This is a genomic window from Lysinibacillus sp. GbtcB16 (assembly GCF_019091145.1).
In the GTDB taxonomy this organism is placed as follows: Bacteria; Bacillota; Bacilli; order Bacillales_A; family Planococcaceae; genus Lysinibacillus; species Lysinibacillus fusiformis.
The window spans coordinates 64,069-82,312 of sequence record NZ_JAGXJV010000003.1 but is presented as its reverse complement, the minus strand read 5'-3'; the positions used below and the strand labels follow the sequence as shown (position 1 = coordinate 82,312).

General features: G+C 33.8%; 19 protein-coding genes and 1 other RNA gene. 3 read left to right on the top strand and 17 right to left on the bottom strand.

Features of this window, described 5'->3' with window-relative positions:
• Positions 1-47: 47 nt before the first annotated feature.
• From KVT27_RS15295 to KVT27_RS15275, 5 genes are all read right to left on the bottom strand, one after another.
• A complete protein-coding gene (locus KVT27_RS15295; RefSeq protein ID WP_217581558.1) occupies positions 48-497 on the bottom strand; it encodes a helix-turn-helix domain-containing protein in 450 nt (149 codons plus the stop codon).
• A 327-nt stretch (positions 498-824) separates the two neighbouring features.
• Positions 825-1,331: a DUF4238 domain-containing protein gene (locus KVT27_RS15290; RefSeq protein ID WP_217581557.1), complete on the bottom strand. Its 507-nt coding sequence runs from the start codon at positions 1,329-1,331 to the stop codon at positions 825-827.
• Complete coding sequence (locus KVT27_RS15285) at positions 1,292-1,738, bottom strand: DUF4238 domain-containing protein (RefSeq protein WP_217581556.1); 447 nt, start codon at positions 1,736-1,738, stop codon at positions 1,292-1,294. Before KVT27_RS15285 ends, KVT27_RS15290 begins: the two co-directional genes overlap by 40 nt.
• A 261-nt stretch (positions 1,739-1,999) precedes the next feature.
• Complete coding sequence (locus KVT27_RS15280; protein WP_217581555.1) at positions 2,000-3,784, bottom strand: ORC-CDC6 family AAA ATPase; 1,785 nt, start codon at positions 3,782-3,784, stop codon at positions 2,000-2,002.
• The gene (locus KVT27_RS15275; RefSeq protein WP_217581554.1) at positions 3,781-4,464 is read right to left on the bottom strand and encodes a hypothetical protein; all 684 of its coding nucleotides are present in this window, start codon (positions 4,462-4,464) and stop codon (positions 3,781-3,783) included. Before KVT27_RS15275 ends, KVT27_RS15280 begins: the two co-directional genes overlap by 4 nt.
• Positions 4,465-4,831: 367 nt before the next feature.
• Between KVT27_RS15275 and KVT27_RS15270 the strand changes: the two genes are divergently transcribed.
• On the top strand, positions 4,832-5,053 hold the full coding sequence (locus KVT27_RS15270) for a tyrosine-type recombinase/integrase (protein ID WP_217581620.1): 222 nt from the start codon (positions 4,832-4,834) through the stop codon (positions 5,051-5,053).
• A 275-nt stretch (positions 5,054-5,328) separates the two neighbouring features.
• Here KVT27_RS15270 and KVT27_RS15265 read toward each other — a convergent pair whose 3' ends face one another.
• The 7 genes from KVT27_RS15265 to KVT27_RS15235 all read right to left on the bottom strand — a co-directional run bounded on the left by KVT27_RS15265 (position 5,329) and on the right by KVT27_RS15235 (position 11,458).
• Positions 5,329-5,658 carry a hypothetical protein gene (locus KVT27_RS15265; protein ID WP_217581553.1) on the bottom strand — a complete coding sequence of 110 codons (330 nt, stop codon included), beginning with the start codon at positions 5,656-5,658 and terminating at the stop codon, positions 5,329-5,331.
• An 11-nt stretch (positions 5,659-5,669) separates the two neighbouring features.
• Positions 5,670-7,406, bottom strand: coding sequence for a glycosyltransferase (locus tag KVT27_RS15260; RefSeq protein ID WP_217581552.1), 1,737 nt, complete (start codon positions 7,404-7,406; stop codon positions 5,670-5,672).
• A 382-nt stretch (positions 7,407-7,788) separates the two neighbouring features.
• Positions 7,789-8,052 (bottom strand): transposase, encoded by a 264-nt coding sequence (locus KVT27_RS15255; protein WP_217581551.1) that lies wholly within the window; start codon positions 8,050-8,052, stop codon positions 7,789-7,791.
• A gap of 524 nt (positions 8,053-8,576) precedes the next feature.
• Complete coding sequence (locus KVT27_RS15250) at positions 8,577-9,113, bottom strand: hypothetical protein (RefSeq protein WP_217581550.1); 537 nt, start codon at positions 9,111-9,113, stop codon at positions 8,577-8,579.
• Between the two features lie 63 nt (positions 9,114-9,176).
• A complete protein-coding gene (locus KVT27_RS15245; protein WP_369009664.1) occupies positions 9,177-10,010 on the bottom strand; it encodes a DUF927 domain-containing protein in 834 nt (277 codons plus the stop codon).
• 960 nt (positions 10,011-10,970) lie between these two features.
• Positions 10,971-11,189 (bottom strand): hypothetical protein, encoded by a 219-nt coding sequence (locus KVT27_RS15240; RefSeq protein ID WP_217581548.1) that lies wholly within the window; start codon positions 11,187-11,189, stop codon positions 10,971-10,973.
• A 92-nt stretch (positions 11,190-11,281) separates the two neighbouring features.
• Positions 11,282-11,458 (bottom strand): hypothetical protein, encoded by a 177-nt coding sequence (locus tag KVT27_RS15235; protein ID WP_217581547.1) that lies wholly within the window; start codon positions 11,456-11,458, stop codon positions 11,282-11,284.
• Positions 11,459-11,764: 306 nt separating this feature from the next.
• Between KVT27_RS15235 and KVT27_RS15230 the strand changes: the two genes are divergently transcribed.
• Together KVT27_RS15230 and KVT27_RS15225 are read left to right on the top strand one after the other, a co-directional pair.
• A complete protein-coding gene (locus KVT27_RS15230) occupies positions 11,765-12,004 on the top strand; it encodes a DNA-binding protein (protein WP_217581546.1) in 240 nt (79 codons plus the stop codon).
• Positions 12,005-12,135: 131 nt separating this feature from the next.
• Positions 12,136-12,408, top strand: a complete 273-nt coding sequence (locus KVT27_RS15225) for a hypothetical protein (RefSeq protein ID WP_217581545.1) — start codon at positions 12,136-12,138, stop codon at positions 12,406-12,408.
• Positions 12,409-12,494: 86 nt separating this feature from the next.
• Here the strand turns inward: KVT27_RS15225 and KVT27_RS15220 are convergent, their stop codons facing one another.
• From KVT27_RS15220 to KVT27_RS15200, 5 genes are all read right to left on the bottom strand, one after another.
• Entirely contained in the window at positions 12,495-13,472 is a 978-nt protein-coding gene (locus tag KVT27_RS15220; protein WP_217581544.1) for a tyrosine-type recombinase/integrase, read from the bottom strand.
• Between the two features lie 164 nt (positions 13,473-13,636).
• Positions 13,637-13,992: a transfer-messenger RNA gene (gene ssrA / locus KVT27_RS15215) on the bottom strand.
• A gap of 380 nt (positions 13,993-14,372) precedes the next feature.
• A complete protein-coding gene (gene smpB / locus KVT27_RS15210) occupies positions 14,373-14,840 on the bottom strand; it encodes an SsrA-binding protein SmpB (protein WP_036145629.1) in 468 nt (155 codons plus the stop codon).
• A gap of 70 nt (positions 14,841-14,910) precedes the next feature.
• A complete protein-coding gene (gene rnr, locus KVT27_RS15205; protein WP_217581543.1) occupies positions 14,911-17,382 on the bottom strand; it encodes a ribonuclease R in 2,472 nt (823 codons plus the stop codon).
• Positions 17,383-17,421: 39 nt separating this feature from the next.
• Positions 17,422-18,168 carry an alpha/beta hydrolase gene (locus tag KVT27_RS15200; RefSeq protein WP_150906928.1) on the bottom strand — a complete coding sequence of 249 codons (747 nt, stop codon included), beginning with the start codon at positions 18,166-18,168 and terminating at the stop codon, positions 17,422-17,424.
• Between the last annotated feature and the right edge of the window lie 76 nt (positions 18,169-18,244).

Below are 18,244 nucleotides of genomic sequence, written 5' to 3'. Positions count from 1 at the left end.
AACGTTCTTGGCCAATATGAATTCCTGAATATTACTTACATTGGATGCTAGTACCACTTTATGCAGTCATCCTTAAAGTTATCTGGAAGAGGTAATGAGAGCATAAAATCATAAAGCATTTGCTGAGATTTATTCATGTATTCCTTATGAGCCTCTTTTTCAGCTTTTGCCACTTTATAAGTTTCTTGTAATGTAACTACCTCAAATTCCTCGAAAGGCTTGATATGGCTTTCGCATATTTCAGTTTGGTACGGCAAAATAATATATATGTTTGCACCATTTCCACCCTTTTCCTTCGTAGTTGACTGTTTCTTTATGATTCCTAGTAATTCCAATTTTGAAATAGCACGATAAACCGTCTTTGTGCTTATCTCCAACGATGTAGCAATTGTGGAAGCTTTTAAATGACAAGCCCCTGGATGTTCCAAAGCGTGACTAACAAGTTTGAAAATGATGGCACGTTCACTTTCTGTTAGGCCATAGAAATGTGCTACCATGTGATTTTCTACCGCTGGTCCATATCTGTTATTGAATCAAATGTCGTTACGAGAGCTGTTTTTTTATTGCCAATATAAAAAGCAACTACATTTCTGCAGCTGCTTGATTATTATATTAATTATTAAGAGCATGTTTTAAAAGATTAAAAGAATAAATGATTAAGATTCATAATTCAACGTTTAAGATTTACTCCCACATGATGTTTCACCATTTCAACGGTAGGACATTGCGGTGGGACATTAATATAATAATAACTATTATACACCCATCAAATGCACCAAAATTTTTGCATGGTCCATAAAAAAAGGGAGTTCAGTTGTTTAGATTTACATTAAATCTTTTAATATGTCTATGTTATTAAGATAGATTTGTTCCTCACAAGTATTTAAAATAATAGAATTATATTTTTTTATTTCTTCTTCATTTATTTCAAAAATATCAGGCTTTGGAGAATTATTTATATCAGAAATTAAGAGTGCTTTACTCGGTGAAATAGGATAATATAACTCTAATTCTTCTGTTTCTACATCATTAGAATATTTACCTTTAATATTTACAATCGGTTGATCAGATGTAATAAATGTGGATTTACTATTAGTTAATAGAGTCCACTTAGAATCTTTTTTCATAATTAAAGAATGAGATAAATTTGTAGCTAAAATATGAGAAATTACATTCCACATTCGCTCGATATCGGCATCCATTTTATTAGCAATATCTTTTGTATTTCTTATAACAGAGTTTTTCATCTTTTTAGTTCTATAGTATTGCGTACATAAAAATATAGAAAAGTCTATCCTTGTATCTTCATTATAAAATGGGCTAACATCCATTTTTTTAAAGATTCTAAAATTGGTAACGCATTTTTTTCTATATTTGTGTGAAGTTCTTCTTCCGCATTAACAATTAAAATTTCAAATTCTTTCTCAATTTCTTCATTGTATATTCCTTTGGATTTTAGATCATTTATCATATCAAATACTTTTTTGAACTTTCTAACCCATCCCATGTTTACTGCTTCATTATAAGTTCCTTTAATAAATGCACCGTAGATAACGGACTCATCATTTTCAGTGAATTCTTTTAATCTATAGAATTCGCGTTCTTTAGCTGTTTTTTCTTGATTAACAGGGAAAGTTTTTTTATCCTGTACTCGGTGACAAAATACTTGCTTATCATTAAAACGCCAAGCTTTTAAATAAGATTCCCATACATAATGTTGTTGAATTTTCTTTTCCAATCTGTTCACCTTCCAAACTACGCATAATATTTAACTTAAACTGTTCTCATAGGTGGGTAAATTTTTTTGAAGATAAATTTATTCTACAACCCCTCCAACAAAATAATGGTGTTCCTGCTACCATCAAATTACAATTAAGCACTTTAAAAATGCACTAAATTTTGTTAGTCAATTCTAACAAAATTTAGTGCATTTTTTATTGAGCTTAAACATTAAATATCAATAAATTAAAAATTAATATCACTTAAATAAATTTCTTGGTTAACCAGCCATGTATTCAATGGCTGCATTTTTAATTCTTTCTGCGCGAACATCTTGAATATATTTCATTCTTATTTCATCAATTGAAGCATCATAAATTTCCCCTATATTAGTAAATTTTTCACTCAATCTACTAATTATTTTGTGTGACAATTTTAGATTATCTATATTATGGCTTCTTAAAATCTTATATAGTGATTCGTGTTCTATTTCAGGAACTTCCATTTCATTTCTACATTTAGGACAAAAAGCAAAATCTTCCTCACTTGTTTTGAAATCACATTTAAAATTACTGCAGTGATATTCATTTTCAAATTTTAAAGTTTCCATTAACTGATCCATTTTAGGCGTTGTAGGATAATATGCTTGATTATTTTCGATAGCTATTGAGATGTTTTTAAATTCACTAACATCCTTTAATATTCCATCTGAAATTAATATACTAGGATTAAATGACATAAAGTATCCAAAGTGTCCCTGACCTATACTTTTTTTCGTATGATCAATTGATAATAGATTCGAATAAGCTAAGACTTCAAAAACTTGAGGAATTTTCTCATATAAGGTTGTCGAGACATAAAAACCTATTGATAATTTACTTGCCTTATCTCTTCTTTTAATATTCCATTCCTTTAAGTTCGGTATAAGAAATTTCTTTACCAAATCTTCTGCTTGATTTATATATTCATTATACTTTATTAGTCTTTTCTTTAATGTGCTGAACTCTTTCCATTTCGTTTCAAGTACGACTCTTATACTATTTATTACCTTTTGCATTCGTATACTTTTGTTCTTAAACTCACCAGTACTTTCTAATTCATCTATTATATGAAAAACAAAACGTGGATTCCCATTACTACATGTACAAATGGTATCTATTATTTCAGGCTTTACAGATAGCATTTGCCAATATTTATCATCATAATCTTGAATTCTCTTTTTTAGTATTTGTTTAATATAATTTAGATTATCCTTGTTATTTGGAAACCAACTTAAACTCAGCTCTTTAGCATCTTGCCCTCTTTCGAAATACTTTCCGTAATTCGTTATGCCTGGATACACAGCTGCTTTACAAGCTATTTGTGGGTCTCTCAATCCTTTAAAGAATGAGAAAAATTTTTCCTGTTGAGTAAAGGAAAATACATGTGCTGCTTCATCAAATAATAAGACTATTCTTTTAAGATTAAAATCTTCAATTAATTTTTTCAAAAAAGTTTTAAAACTATTTGGATTATCTAATATATTACTTAAATGTGTAGATGGCGCTTGATCTTTTAAAGCCATATTATCTTCGATATCACCTGTCTCTAAAACATGAATATATTCAGATAACAATTCGAAATAAAAATCATAATTATTTTTAGATTCTTCATTTCCAAAGATATTTGAAAGTCTACTATTTAGTTTATCGATATTATCAGGTTTTAAACTTTTTATCTTAATTAATACCTCCAACAAAATCTTTCCCATTGTCCATTGTAAAAAAGGATCGATTCCATTTTTAATCATTTTTATTCTTTCAAGCCGAATCGATTCTTCGAAGCTAACCCATACTCCTAATACACTATCTTTTTCAAATGAAGCATTTACCTGTAAAGCAGCGTACTTCATTAACATTGTCTTTCCAATTCCTCTACTGCCTTCAAAAAGATACTGTTCAGAATCAGTTAATCTCTGAATTTTTTCTTTACTATACTCAACAAAGTATTCTCTTATAAACTCATCATCTAAACTCTCGGTTCTATCAGCTATATAATCACCTAATGACATTTCTAAAGCTCTCATAAGACCACCGTCCTTGTTACATTTGCCAATTTTATTAATTCAGAATTCTTATTTTCAAATTTTAAAACATACATTGTTGCAAGTATACTTACTACTGACGTTAAAAATTTTTTAAAATTATTGAAATCCGATATACTGTATTCAATCTTTAATATATCCTGCTTTTTAAGTGTTTTGTATCTCCCATGTACTACGTCACTTAAATCTTTATAAGTTTTATCTAGATATTCACTAATAGAATCTCTTTTAGTTTGAACTTCTTCTATATTGGTATAAAAACTACTGATATAGTCTGTTTTATAGAAATTGTATTCTCTTATTAATTTGCTAACATACTTATCTGCTTTAGCATCATGTTCTTTAAATAAATGGAATTCTACTTTATGATCAAGATAGAAAAATGACATACACCCTAATTCAAGTACACTTCTAAGTGTAAGGATTCCTTGTCTATAGAATCCAGATGTTGCAGAGTTAACACTTGCAAGAATATCTGAAGTTATCTCGTTCCATAATTGTCCAACTTCTGGATCGACCTGGTCAATCCCTTCTAATATATCTAGAGTACTATCTATTAATTCTAGAATTGGTGTAATATCATTATTTCCTATTGTTTTTGACATGATTTCTTGAACATTTTTAACTATATTTTCTTCGTATAATTTTTTTGTATAAGACATTGTGCCCCCCTAAAATGTATTGGATTATAAGTTTGTAATTCAACATAACTAGCTATTAATATACCATATTTACCAAATATTTATATAATAATATTTAAAACTCATTTGAAATAAGTTTTATTACAAAAAAATTGTAACTTTTTAACAAATAATAAAAAAACTAAATACAATTAAATAGGTAGTGTCTATGTAAACAATTTATTTAATTGCTTCATTGCTCTTTTCTTATTCTTCTCCAGTTGTTGCACCGTTACCGACTTAGAAGCAAGATTATTTAAAGTTAGGGATCAATACATTAAAACCTAACCAACTTGTTTTCAGTAATGAACGTAAGGAATATCTCTAGCCAACCAAAACACGGAAATGGATTGTGCAACTTCAAGAAAAATATAATTTAGAAAAAATCACTACACATGGATTACGACATACCCATTATTCATTGTTATTTGAAGCTGGTGCAACAATAAAAGAAGTACAAGACCGCTTAGGACATACTGATGTTCAAACTACTATGAACATTTATACTCACGTAACAGAAAAAGCGAAAGAAGTTGCAGCCGAAAAGTTTGCAAAGTATATGGATTTTTAACGCTTAAAAAATGCCACTTTAAATGCCATCTATTGAAATTAAATGCCCCTCAATGGCATAGACAAAATAAAAAACCCTTGATATACAAGGGTTTTGACGTTCATTGAAATCCAATGAAATCGTATTATGGAGACGGCGGGAGTCGAACCAACCGTCTTAAAGTATTGATATATCAAGAGCTGCGGGGGTAATTGATTTTTTGACTACGTTTTTGACTACGGTAATACTAATGTTTTTTCGAAGCAAATGCAATAAATTTTGATTAAATTCTAATTCTAGCTTTTCTCATTTTCGTTTAAAGATTTCAATAATTCTCTACCTCTATCCAAATCAAAGGAAACATTTGAAGTAAGTAGTTCTTGTAGTAAATTATATAGTTCGATAATGTATGTGTCTAACTCTTCATCTTTAAGTGATTCATAATCTAATTCTTCTAAAATAGCATTACAAACTTCCATCATGTCCTTATTTTGTAAAATTCTATTTGAATTTTCTATTTCAATTTCGTAATCAGGTTCATTTTTACTTTTAGTCAACACACTCACTATATAATGTATTATTTCAATCGCATCTTCTTTTTCATGACTTCGAATTAACTCAAACATAAAATACCTCCTTAAATATCAATATCTATCAATTCTATTAACGCTCCTGGCAATTTCTTGATCAAAAACTCTTGTGAAAAAACACCATCTTTTTTATTATGCGGAGCTGCTTCTACTATATCACTTACTTTATGAGTGGCGATAGCATAAATAACGGGTCTAAAATTACCTATTTGTGCAGCACGTATAATTTCGCTTATCTGATGTTCTTGTGTTTCAGATATAACACCCTGTTGTTTTTTTTCACTAAGAGCCCTATAAAGACCTACTTTATGTTTTGCAATAGCGACACCTTCCTGACCACTCTCTATTTCCCAAGATAATTTTTTATATATTTCCAGTGGGTTAGCAGAGGCTGGATTTGTTTCTTTAGCATCAAATTTAGGAGCACACCAAGCATAATGGATACCATTAAAAAAATTTTTTGAAATAATGTATGCTAAATGTGTAGTAGTTGAAAATAAAAAAGGCGTTGTAATAGGTAAACATTCTTTTTGACTTTTATTTATATCTATTTTATCGCTTTTTTTAAATTTCATATCACCATAATTATCCAGTATACTTTCTATATCGATATTAGAGAAAAAATCTTCCGCTGTTTTTCCCCAAGAAAATTCTTCTAATTGTTTTTTCAAATTTTTCGCATTTCTTCTAGATTTTTGTATATCATTTTTAACTACTTTAATACGAGAAGATACAACTTCTAAATCTGTATTAAAATCACCTGTAATTTTCACACCATAAATACATCCTGTAAAGCTTCCACCAAGATTATCTAGAAATTTATAGAGCCCTGTATCTACGGATAAAATTAGTGGTATTTCTGCAGAAATAGCTTCCCACCCTACCAAACCGAAACCTTCATGTGTAGATAGCATCATAGAAATATCTTGGACTCTAACAATATCATACAACTCTTCTCTATCTTTATAACCTAACCCTAATACACTAACCAGTTTATTACTATGTTCAAATCCGAGATTTTGTAGTTCTTTTTGCTTTTCTATTAATTCTTTATCGTCTAATCCTACTACTGTTAAAACACTATTATTAAATTTATCTTCTGCACATGCTTTAAAAAAAGAGGCTATAGCCAATTTACCTTGCTTAACAATTTCATCACCACCACCAAGTCGACCATACACAATCCCACTAAAATCTCCATGAGGTTCTAAACTCTCTAAATCCGCTATTCCAGGAATTAATTCATATACTTTTGGATTTTGGATATCTCTTGACCTTATTTTATTTATTGCAGATTCAACTAAATAAGGACCTACAGCAAATACCAAATCTGCTTGTTCTAAAACCCTTTTTTGCAATTTATCTCTCTGATTTGCTTCCTCTCCACTTCCAGACTTTGATGCATAGTATTTTAAGTAATTCATATGATGAATAACTGCACTTTTAGAATTATTCCCCAAGTATTTGTCTAATTTTACACATTCAATAGCTTTAAAACCTGTGATTATATCATGGCCTATCCAACAAATCACTTGATTATGCCCATTTTTTTTGACTTCATCAAATATTACACTGCTATTAAATCTACCTTCTATTAGTATAATTTCAATACCCAATTTTTTAGCATTTTCTATATCTTTATTGTTGGCTTCTTTAACCACACAAACAATTTTACATTTATCTTTGTACGAATTAGCTATTGCTTTCACAAAATCATAGTTAAATGAATTTATTCCACCTTCATCGGTTCCCCAATGTGTTGCTATAAACACTAATGAAGACATTAACTTACCCTCCTATTTATTAAGTAGTTCTTTAGAACCTTGCTATCATTATGAACATTTTTGACATCCAACAATTCAACGTCCGACCAATTTCCCAATTATTATAAAAAATCACTGAATGGCGCACCACATAAACTAATTATGTATGATTCAATCAGTCATCACTCGGATTGTCGCACACTCCCAACGATGATGGATATTGACTAGGAAAAATTTTTATAACATCATAGCTTTACATTCCTATTTATAACTAACTTACTGCCCATAACACCAATTATGGGCAGTATTTGTAAACTATCAGTTTACAGTATTGTTAGATTGGGGCTATGAGAGGCATAGATAACGGGATTTCTATGCCCTCATAATACAGTAATTACTACTTTTATTTTTTCATTTCTAAAACTTTAATAAGTGTCTCTTTAAGGAATATGTTTTCCTTTTTTAAAAAATCATTTTCATCTTCATATTTTTTAATTTGTTCGTTACTCAATTTATACTCAGAAACTAATTGTGGTAAAAACTTGTTAATCCATTCATTCAATGTTTGCTTTGACATTCCATGTTCTCTAAGAATTTCCGTTTTACTTTTCCCGTTAATATATTGTTGAACTACAGATTTTGTGAATGAATCATTATACCTTGTCATATTCTACAACTCCTTCAAAATTTGTAGAATTAATGTATTAAAAGAATTTCTACTCCGTAAATATGAAATAGAAATACCTTTGCCCCTTCACCTTAATTAGATGTAACTGTATCCATCTAACAATACTGCCCTCCTTAATTAGTATAATTATACTATTAAAACTCAAACTACAAAACACCAATAATTACAATTTGTTGCATTTTGTTGCCTATTCAATATTTTAATTACGCACCACATAACCGCATTTTCTTCATTTATAGAAAGCGAACCTAAGAATACTTATTACAATTTTATTGAATTTGGATGTAGTGTTTATAAATATAGTAGGTTTCTACGAACTTACTCTAACTTGCTTATAACCTTCTATTAGAAATACAGTAACTACAATTGTTATATATACTATTGTCAGCATATTATAAATACAACAAATAGTACTCTATTACTTATACATATTGTAGTTAATGTGTTTGTATAGACATCAAAAAGCTGAAATCCATATTTAAATGAAATCCAGCTTATTTCGTTTAAAAGTTAAAACGATGTTCCCACATATCCTTAGAGATATCTAGTTCTTCTTCTAAGCGATGTGTATCAATTACATAGCATCTTGTAGATTTCTCCCCCACCGTTCTTGATGCGGAATCATCTAAAATAAAGCCTATTTGATCTTTATTTTCTTTCAATAAATTCTTAATTTGCTTATCAGAAAAACGCTCATTTACATAGTCATGATCCTTCATATATCTTCTTACTGTTGGGAACCATATATCCTTAGCGATAGTTAATTTATGCTGAGATGCATTATACGTATAATGAATGCCTTCTTTAAATTCATAATTATTACTTTGAACAATTGCTACTGTATGCTTAAACAGATTTTGTAACATCGTATGAACCTTGTTACTATTGAAATGATTTACTTGTTCTTCAATAACAATATGTTGATCAATCGTACAATTAACCTGCAACTCATTAGCAAGTTCATTAAATAAACCCACCCCAATTAAAACCATAGCAATGTTCGATAATGGGCGCTCATGTAAATCATACTTACTATCCACTACTTCTTTATGATGCTCATATAATGTACTTAAACGAATATCGTCACGTTCAATTCTATGTAGTTACCATTGTACATACCCCATCATAAAACCAGATACGTTTAAGGAGTTCAGCTTTTTAAATGCCTTTTTATAACTATCGCTTTTACTTAATGTATTTGGTGTAAGTTGTGCAATAATTAATCGTTCCAACATATTAGATTCCTCAAAACTTGTTTCCCCCAACCATACAATCGGTGCTGTTAGTCTATACGTAACCGTTCCTTGATTTTTATTGCCTCGGCCATCAAGTGCAGCTTTATATGCGTTTAAAGCTAAGTTATTTAAACCTTTCCAATTAGATACCGACATATTATGCGGTCTAAACTCATCTAAATATAATGGAACTCCATTCAATAAATCGACTTCCCTTGTGATAGAAAATGCGGGGCGGGTACAGGAACGTACTTCTGGATTACCAAACAACTTACCGAATAGTTGTGCTGTACTTGTTTTACCAGCACTTTGTGTACCCCAAATCATTAGCTGCGGGAAAGCATTATCCGTATATTTACGTAATAAAGGCACTACAGGTACAAGAAAATGCCAACCAATAATGGTATTAATAACAGCTTCTTCATTGATTTGAACTAATAATGGTAATACTTCTTTAGCTAGCTCCTTCCAATCATCAAATGAAAGTGTATCCATTGATAAATCAAAATCCATCTGACCTTCCGCAAGTTTTGGCATATAAATATATTGACTGTTTTCAACAATACCTTCACTATTAATAACTTTATTAGGAATAATGAATAAATTGTTATGGAGGCCAATCTTATTAACCGCATATCTATCTACAATTTCTTTTGTCATAAAAAGCTCTTTCAAATACTGTAAATGTTTATCTCCGCCCAACCAACTGATTTTTGTACTGTTGATTTCCTCAATGAAACCCTTTTTGCTAATAAAAGCTTTAGGTGTTAATACAATATTGCTTAATGTTTCTCCATTACTTAAAACAATATTCCCCTTTAAGTATTCATCTTTATTTGCATGTACCCGCTGCTCAGGTACAAAGATGAAATTGGATAATCGATTTTGATATTCGTAGTAGCAATTATCATGCTCATAAATTAGACATTCATTTTACTCCAATCTTTTAGTAAGTTTTTTTGTTTAATGTCCATAATGTTAATTCTCCTCATAAAAGTTTTTATAGGGTTATTCACCCTTATTTGCCTTATACGCAATGTATTTAGCAGAGTTAAATTGTTTTTCAAATCCGCATCAACCTTCACAAAAAATTTTTCATAGGTATCACATAGCTCCCGCCAAATCCCACTCTAATACTTGATTTAGTAGGCACCGGGGGGATTTAGAAGATTCCTATTAAAACGTTACTTTTTATTCGTTCAGTGATTGAATTTGATTTGACAAGCTATAACAATTCGTTTCCATTGAAAGGTTACGCTCTTTTAGTCGAATACTTTTCTAGTTGTAAACTTCCTTGCTGCTTCATCTCCTTCATTTCCTTATACGCAAGCTAAATTACATAGTTAAATCGTTTTGTAAATTCACTATATAAAGTCGTTATATCGCTCACGTATGGCTTATACGAGCAAAGTTAAATTACTTATAGAATTACTAACTAATAAAACTGTCTAAACCGCCCACATAAACTTATACGAGGACTGTTTAGCAGAGTTAAATCATTTTTAAAAGTTTTTTCAATTCATCTATTTCAGCACAAAACTAAAAGCAGTTACTAAAACATACAAATGTTCTAGTAACTGCTTTGAGCTGTTGTCATTTTATAATGGCGTGCATATGTATTATCATTTTGAGCGCTTTTTGATTTAAAGTGGGGGGGTAATATCATTCCCAATTAGTGCAGCAATTAGGACATAGGTAATCAGTTACGATGTCACGACTATCTGTTTCCATCCAATCTTCACATTTACCACAGTAAACCTCCTTCACTATGTATGTTTCTAATCTTGATAGTTCAATCACCTTTGCTGTTTTCTCAGGCGTTTCATTCTTCACGAGATACTCATGTTCATAGGTATTACGGACTTCACCATGCATAGCCATTATAACCCCTCCTCCTATTGAGTGCTTTTTGATTTAAATGGCGTGTTAATATCATTCCCAATTTGTACAACAAGTAGGGCAGAATATATCAGTTATAAAATATCGACTATCTGTTTCTTGCCATTCTTCACATTTAGCGCAGTAAATTTTTTTACAACATAGTTTTCTATTCTTGAAAACTCGATAACTTTTGCTGATTTGTCGTAATCTGAATTCATTACGATACATTCACGTACTGTTTCATTTTGTACTTCACCGTGAGTATGCAAATTAAAAACCTCCTAGATAGTAAAAATACTGTCTTTACATCTCATCGAAAATACTCTTTTATGTAGGTTGAAATACAGCGAGCACTTCTTGTCTAATTTCAAGTGTGTGTCGTTTAGATAATTTTAACATATTCTATCCTCTATTTTTAAAAGCTTACTTAGTTAAAAGTAAAAAAAAGGGATATTCTTATAGACTATGATTTAAGAACAAGCATCAAATTGTAATTAACAATGCCCTTTTCACCTCGTATAAATCTATAACAGCAATTAAATTGCGGGGATTAAATGAAAGAGGAGTATGTAAAAATGAATGTAAATTTAACAACTACTGAGATTGAAGAAATAGTTATAAAAGCCGTACAAAAGGCATTACAAGCCGCACAGCATGAATTTGTTGATAGTGGGTGGCTTTCATTAAAGGAAGGAGCTAAATACGCTGGTGTATCGTATAACATGCTAATAAAGTATCGTCAGTACGGCTTACAAGTATGTGAGATTGAAGGGATTAAGCATATATCACGTAAAGAAATTGACCGCTTCTTTTAGCTCTCCATTCCCTTGTAGAGTTTATTTTTTTATTTGCTTTCATTTATTATTTATTTTTCAATGTTATTATCTCTATCCCCAATATATTCACTGATTTAAAGACTTGTGAAGTAGCACCTACTTTATTTGAAATGTTATTATTTAGTTCATCTTTAGGTCTGTTTAACATTTCATACGATGCTTATCAAAATATAATCCTAGCGTTTCTTCATACGTCTCAAATAGTTTTAAGTGCTGTTTTAATTTTATTATCTATTGCGCAATACATAGGTACAGACAACACTCTTTCAAAAGAAGAAGAAATTTTTTATCGCTATGCCACTTTATTAGAACATGAAAAATATAAGGAAAATTTAGAGAATAAATATTCTAAGGATATGAACTCTTTACTTAAAGACGAATAATATATAACATTTAATTACCCTAGCATAAAATGACTGTCTAGGTCTTTGAAATAAACTCACTCTAAGACATAGACAGCCATCAACATTTATAGAAACTCCCTTAAATCCTTCGCAACTTCTTCAACATCTAAATCCAAGTATTGCGTTGTAACAGCTAAATCTGAATGACCTAAGGCTTTTGAAATGATAGCTATGCTCGCTCCCTTATCGTGCAATCTCTTGGCATACGCTCTCCTAATAGCATGAGCATTAATATTTTCTAGTCCAAAACGCTTAGAATACTTGTTCAATTGCTTTGAGATAGCACAGTTAGAAGACTTACTCGTATTCATCGCCAATCCATTCTGAGTTATAAAGACGTTCTTATTGTCCATCCCATAATGGGCGCGGATTCCATCATTCAGATTAATCAACATTTTCAGCATTTCAGCTAATTCTTCATCTATCGGTAGCTTTAAGAACTTAAGATTCTTAAGCGTTGAGCCATCAAGGTTCATACACAGTTTCTCAAAGTCGATATGACGTTCTCTAAGCTCTCCTAACGTGCGAATACGAATACCTGTCTTGTACATCAACTTTATGGCAACTGCGTCTCTAAAGCCGATGAACGTTGTTTGGTCTATCAATTGGAGGAGCTTATATATATCAGATTCCTTCGCTCCCTTCTTCACTTCTTTATCAATCTTGATTTGAATGTTGCTCCAAAAACGGTCTTTTATCCACCCATTGTTATAAAACTTGCTTAGAACAGCCTTAATTGATTTCATGCGAATTAGCTTAGTAGCAGGCTTTACATTTAGAACATCAAGGTAGTGATATAGCTTTTCGAGGCCAATATCCTCTACGTAGTTAATCTGACAAACATCTACAAATTGTTTAATAATGTATTCGTAGCTCTCAATAGTGCTCGGTCTATTCCCACCTATACGCATTTGATTGAATATCATATCAAGTGCCGCGCCTATTGGCATACAACCTTTTTGCACCTCCTCTTTGTTACTAGACAAGGCAACTAAATCACCGTTCACAGCAAAAATACCATGCTTTCGTTTTCTGTTAGACAAACAAAAAACCTCCCAATCATTATGATTAGAAGGTCTACGAATAAGTTCAAATATGTCATTTATCCATTGGGATAAGAAAAGGGATATTGTCAAAGAGTTCAACTCCCGTTCAATATCCCTAGTCTGTTAAATCGTTGATATGACTACGTTTGTAGCCACTTTTTGTATGGAGACGGCGGGAGTCGAACCCGCGTCCAAAGACTCCAATACTTCAGCTTCTACGCGTGTAGTTTGCCTATTTACGATTCGCGTAACATTATGCCGACAAACAGGCGTCCTGCACGCTAACCTGGAAATCTCTTGCCGATGACTCAGGTGGCACCATCAACCGTATCCCACTAAAGTTGGGCCCCACGTTCTCTACATGGGCGATAGAGAGGCAGAGCGCTTACGAGCTTACGCTGCGAAAGCTAAGTTTTGTTGTTTGCCAGTTATTATATAACTGTCGTTGATGACGGAGCCGAGCCCTCCGACGCGCGACTAAAGCTTGAACCATCCCTGTCGAATCCGTAACGTCCCCTTGATATATGAATCAAAGCGGTTAGGCCTCGTTCAAACAAAGAGCTAGAATTGCTTCTAGTACGGTGGGAGCTTAAAAGTACGCTTCCATGAAATCTGGCAATCAGTAATTCATATTATAAAACATAATGAGCGATAGTTCAAGTGTCCCGCTTTAGTAGGAAACATGGGTTTGGACTTAGAGGCTATCCATCGCTTTCTCCGTTCTATCCGTCACTCTGTCTTACTCCCACACTTTAACTTCTCTCCATCACTTTCTCTGCTCTATCCACCACACCCCCAATCCTACCCGTCCCACCACTCCCGCTCACCCCGCCGCCTGCAACTCCCCAACCAAAACAAAAAGCTCACCAACAACTAGGTGAGCTTTCTGATAATCTATTAATATTGGTTATTGGATTTGAAGGTGCGTTCCATTTCGCGTTTGGCTTCTTTTTTGCGCATGTCGTTGCGTTTATCGTAGTCTTTTTTCCCTTTGCCGACGCCGATTAAGAGCTTGGCATAGCCGTCCTTGATGTACATTTTCAATGGGACGATTGTGTAGCCGTCACGTTTGACGGCACCGACTAGCTCGCCGATTTGCTTTTTATGGAGAAGCAATTTGCGGGCACGTAGTGGGTCGTGATTGAAACGGTTCCCTTGATCGAAGGGGCTGACATGCATATTACTAATCCATGCTTCGCCATTGGTAATGCGGACGTAGGAGTCTTTTAGTTGGGCCTTGCCTGCACGAATGGATTTGATTTCTGTGCCGGTTAGGACCATGCCTGCTTCGATTGTGTCTTCTATAAAGTAATCATGTCCAGCTTTTTTGTTTTGTGCTAATACTTTTCCTGAACCTTTTGCCATTTGATTCACCCTCTACTTAAAGGTTGAGCTTGAGCGAAAGTACCCTTACTTAGGAAACTTTCGCGCATGCTTATTTACGTTTTGATTTTTTCTTTTTGTTTTTCTTTGCAATGCCCTCATAGAATTTTTGCTTTTGTTTCACGCGTTTTTTAGGACCTGGGCTGCTTGAGTCATCTTTGCGACGTCCACGTGGATCACGGTCACCCTCACGGCGTTCACCGCGTTTAGTACCACGACTTCCGTTTTCTTCTTCTTGGCGACTGCTTCTACGGCTGCCACCACGCCCGCCTTTTTCGTCATCGCTACGTGTGCTTCTGCGACTGCGTTCACCTTTATTGTCGTTATAATTTTTACGTGCGTGAATAACAGTAGGTGCGGCTTTGCGTGTTCGTCCATATGAAGTTACCATTCCAACGATTTCAAAGTCAATGGATGACTCCTCAATAATGACATTGGCAACACGGACTGTTACTTCATCACCAATACGGAATTGACGATTTGTACGTTCACCGATCATGATCATTTGACGATCATCGAAACGGTAGTAATCATCTGTCATATTGCTAATATGGACAAGTCCTTCAATCGTGTTTGGCAGCTCCACGAAAATACCAAAGTTGGTAATGGATGATACGATTCCTTCGAATTCCTCGCCAATTTTATCAGACATATATTGTGCCTTTTTCAAAGCATCTGTATCACGTTCTGCATCTACCGCACGGCGTTCACGCTCAGATGTGTGGTCAGCAATTTCATCCATTGCCATTCCCCACTGTGCAACCGTTTCTCGAGAAGTATCCTTATTAATTAAATACGTACGGATTAAACGGTGTACGATTAAGTCCGGATAACGGCGAATTGGTGATGTGAAGTGTGTATAGAAATCAGTTGATAGGCCAAAGTGACCTAGGCTTTCTGGGTAATATTTTGCCTGTTGCATCGAGCGTAGCAGCATCGTTGAAATAACAGGCTCCTCTGGCATACCTTCAATGGCTTTCAGAACATCCTGTAATGCTTTAGGATGCACGGTATTGCCTGTACCTTTAATTAAAATCCCGAAGTTCGTAACAAATTCAAAGAAGCGTTGAAGCTTTTCTGGCTTCGGATCTTCGTGAATACGGTATATAAACGGTACATTCATCCAGTGGAAGTGCTCCGCTACCGTTTCATTGGCAGCTAGCATAAAATCTTCAATTAGCTTCTCTGCTACTGTACGTTCACGTAACTCAATATCAACTGGCCAACCTTCCTCATTCACGATGACTTTAGATTCTTTAAAGTCAAAGTCAATGGCACCTCGAGATTCACGTTTACGACGTAAAATGCCAGATAGCTCTGCCATATTTTTAAACATCGGAACAAGTGGCTCATAACGTTTGATTAACGCTTCATCTTGCTCCTCTAAAATTTTGTAGACATCCTTGTACGTCATACGTTCAGTTGTTTTAATCACACTTTGGAATATTTCATGTGCAATAACATTCCCATTCGCATCAATAATCATTTCACAGGAGAGTGTTAAACGGTCAACCTGTGGATTTAATGAACAAATGCCGTTTGAAAGTCGATGCGGAATCATTGGGATAACACGGTCTGTTAAATAAACACTTGTTGCACGGTCATAGGCTTCAAGATCGATGACAGAGCCTTGCGTTACATAATAACTAACGTCTGCAATATGTACGCCAAGCTTATAAGTACCATCTACATTTTTTATAACAGTTACTGCGTCATCCAAGTCCTTTGCGTCTGCCCCATCGATGGTTACAATCGTTTCATGACGTAAATCACGACGACCTACTAAATCAGCCTCTGTAATATCATCTGGCACACGTTGTGCAGCAGCGATGACTTCGTCTGGGAATTCAGGTGGAATATCGTGCTTATATAAAATCGATAAAATATCCACGCCTGGATCATTTTTATGCCCTAAAATTTTTGTAATATAGCCTGTAGCAGATTTTAAATCCTCAGGCCATGTAGCTACTTCTACTACAACCTTATGTCCATCAACAGCGCCTAAAGTATCCCCTTTTGCGATAAAGATATCCATTGGCAGCTTTTTATCGTCTAGGACCACAAAGCCAAAGCCACGATTAGCTTGGAATGTACCGACAAAACTTGTTTGACCACGTTCAACGACCTTAGTTACAGTCCCTTCACGGCGGTCACCAAATGATTCTTTTAACACACGAATAAGAACGATATCTCCATTTATAGCGCCATTAATTTCATGCGGTGGAATGAACACATCATCCATGCCCTCAACATCAGGTGCTACAAAGCCGAAGCCCTTCGCGTGACCGATAAATTTACCTCTTAATAAATTCATACGTTCTGGTAGGCCATAACGATTGGAGCGAGAACGAACAACTAAGCCCTGTCCTTCCATACGGACTAATGTTTTGACAAGCTCCTTAAATTCTTCCGCATCCTCAAAGCCGAATTCATCCTCGATTTCACCGACAGTTAATGGTTTGTAATCATCTTGGCCGAAAAAAACGAGTAACCGACTTTGTAGTGTATCTTTTTGGTCTTTCATACATATTCCCTCCTTCATGAGAAAATCCTATTTATAATTTTATTGTGCCCAATTTAGGCTTTCTAAAAAGCGATAAATATCTTCATGTAATTGATCTTTTTCTTGATCTAACGTAATAACATGTTTTGAGTTTTCATACCACTTCATATGCTTATCAAGTGACTCAGTTTGATTATATATAATGTTGGCAGATTCTGTCTCTATTACCTCATCATTTGTAGCCTGAACGACAAAAATAGGGGCATAAATCATGTCGATTTCTTGACGAGTACGCGTAATAAATTCACGTAGCTCTTGGAGAGACGGCATGCCTTTTTCAGCAATGCGTGCTACTTCTGTTTCGATTTGTTCCTCCTGTTTACCTTGGAACTTTTTATAGTCTTTAGCATATTTCAAAACACCCTCAAACATGACGTCTGTCGTACGCATAGTCATAGGTGCACACATCGTAACAATTCCTTTAACAGGGTTGTTTAAGGCAACGTTTAATGCCATGACACCGCCTAATGAAAGGCCGGCAACAGCTATTTCTTCATAGCCCGCATCCTGTAACTGTTTATAGGCGGCCACAACATCTTGCCACCAGTCTGCTGGACCTGTTGTGATAAGTTCCTCAGGTTCCACACCGTGACCTTTATAGTGAGGTGCTAAAGTAGTATACCCTTTTTTCTCTAAAAATCTACCAAGCATGCGGACGTCTGCCGAGCTACCTGTAAAGCCATGTAGTAATAAAACGGCACGTGGTCCTGCTTGAAAGAAAAATGGCTGTGATAATGATTTATTCATGGTCAGCACTCCTTCATCCTAAAACGCTCATATATACTATACCCATTATAGCCCTCTCGATGATGCCTCGAGCATA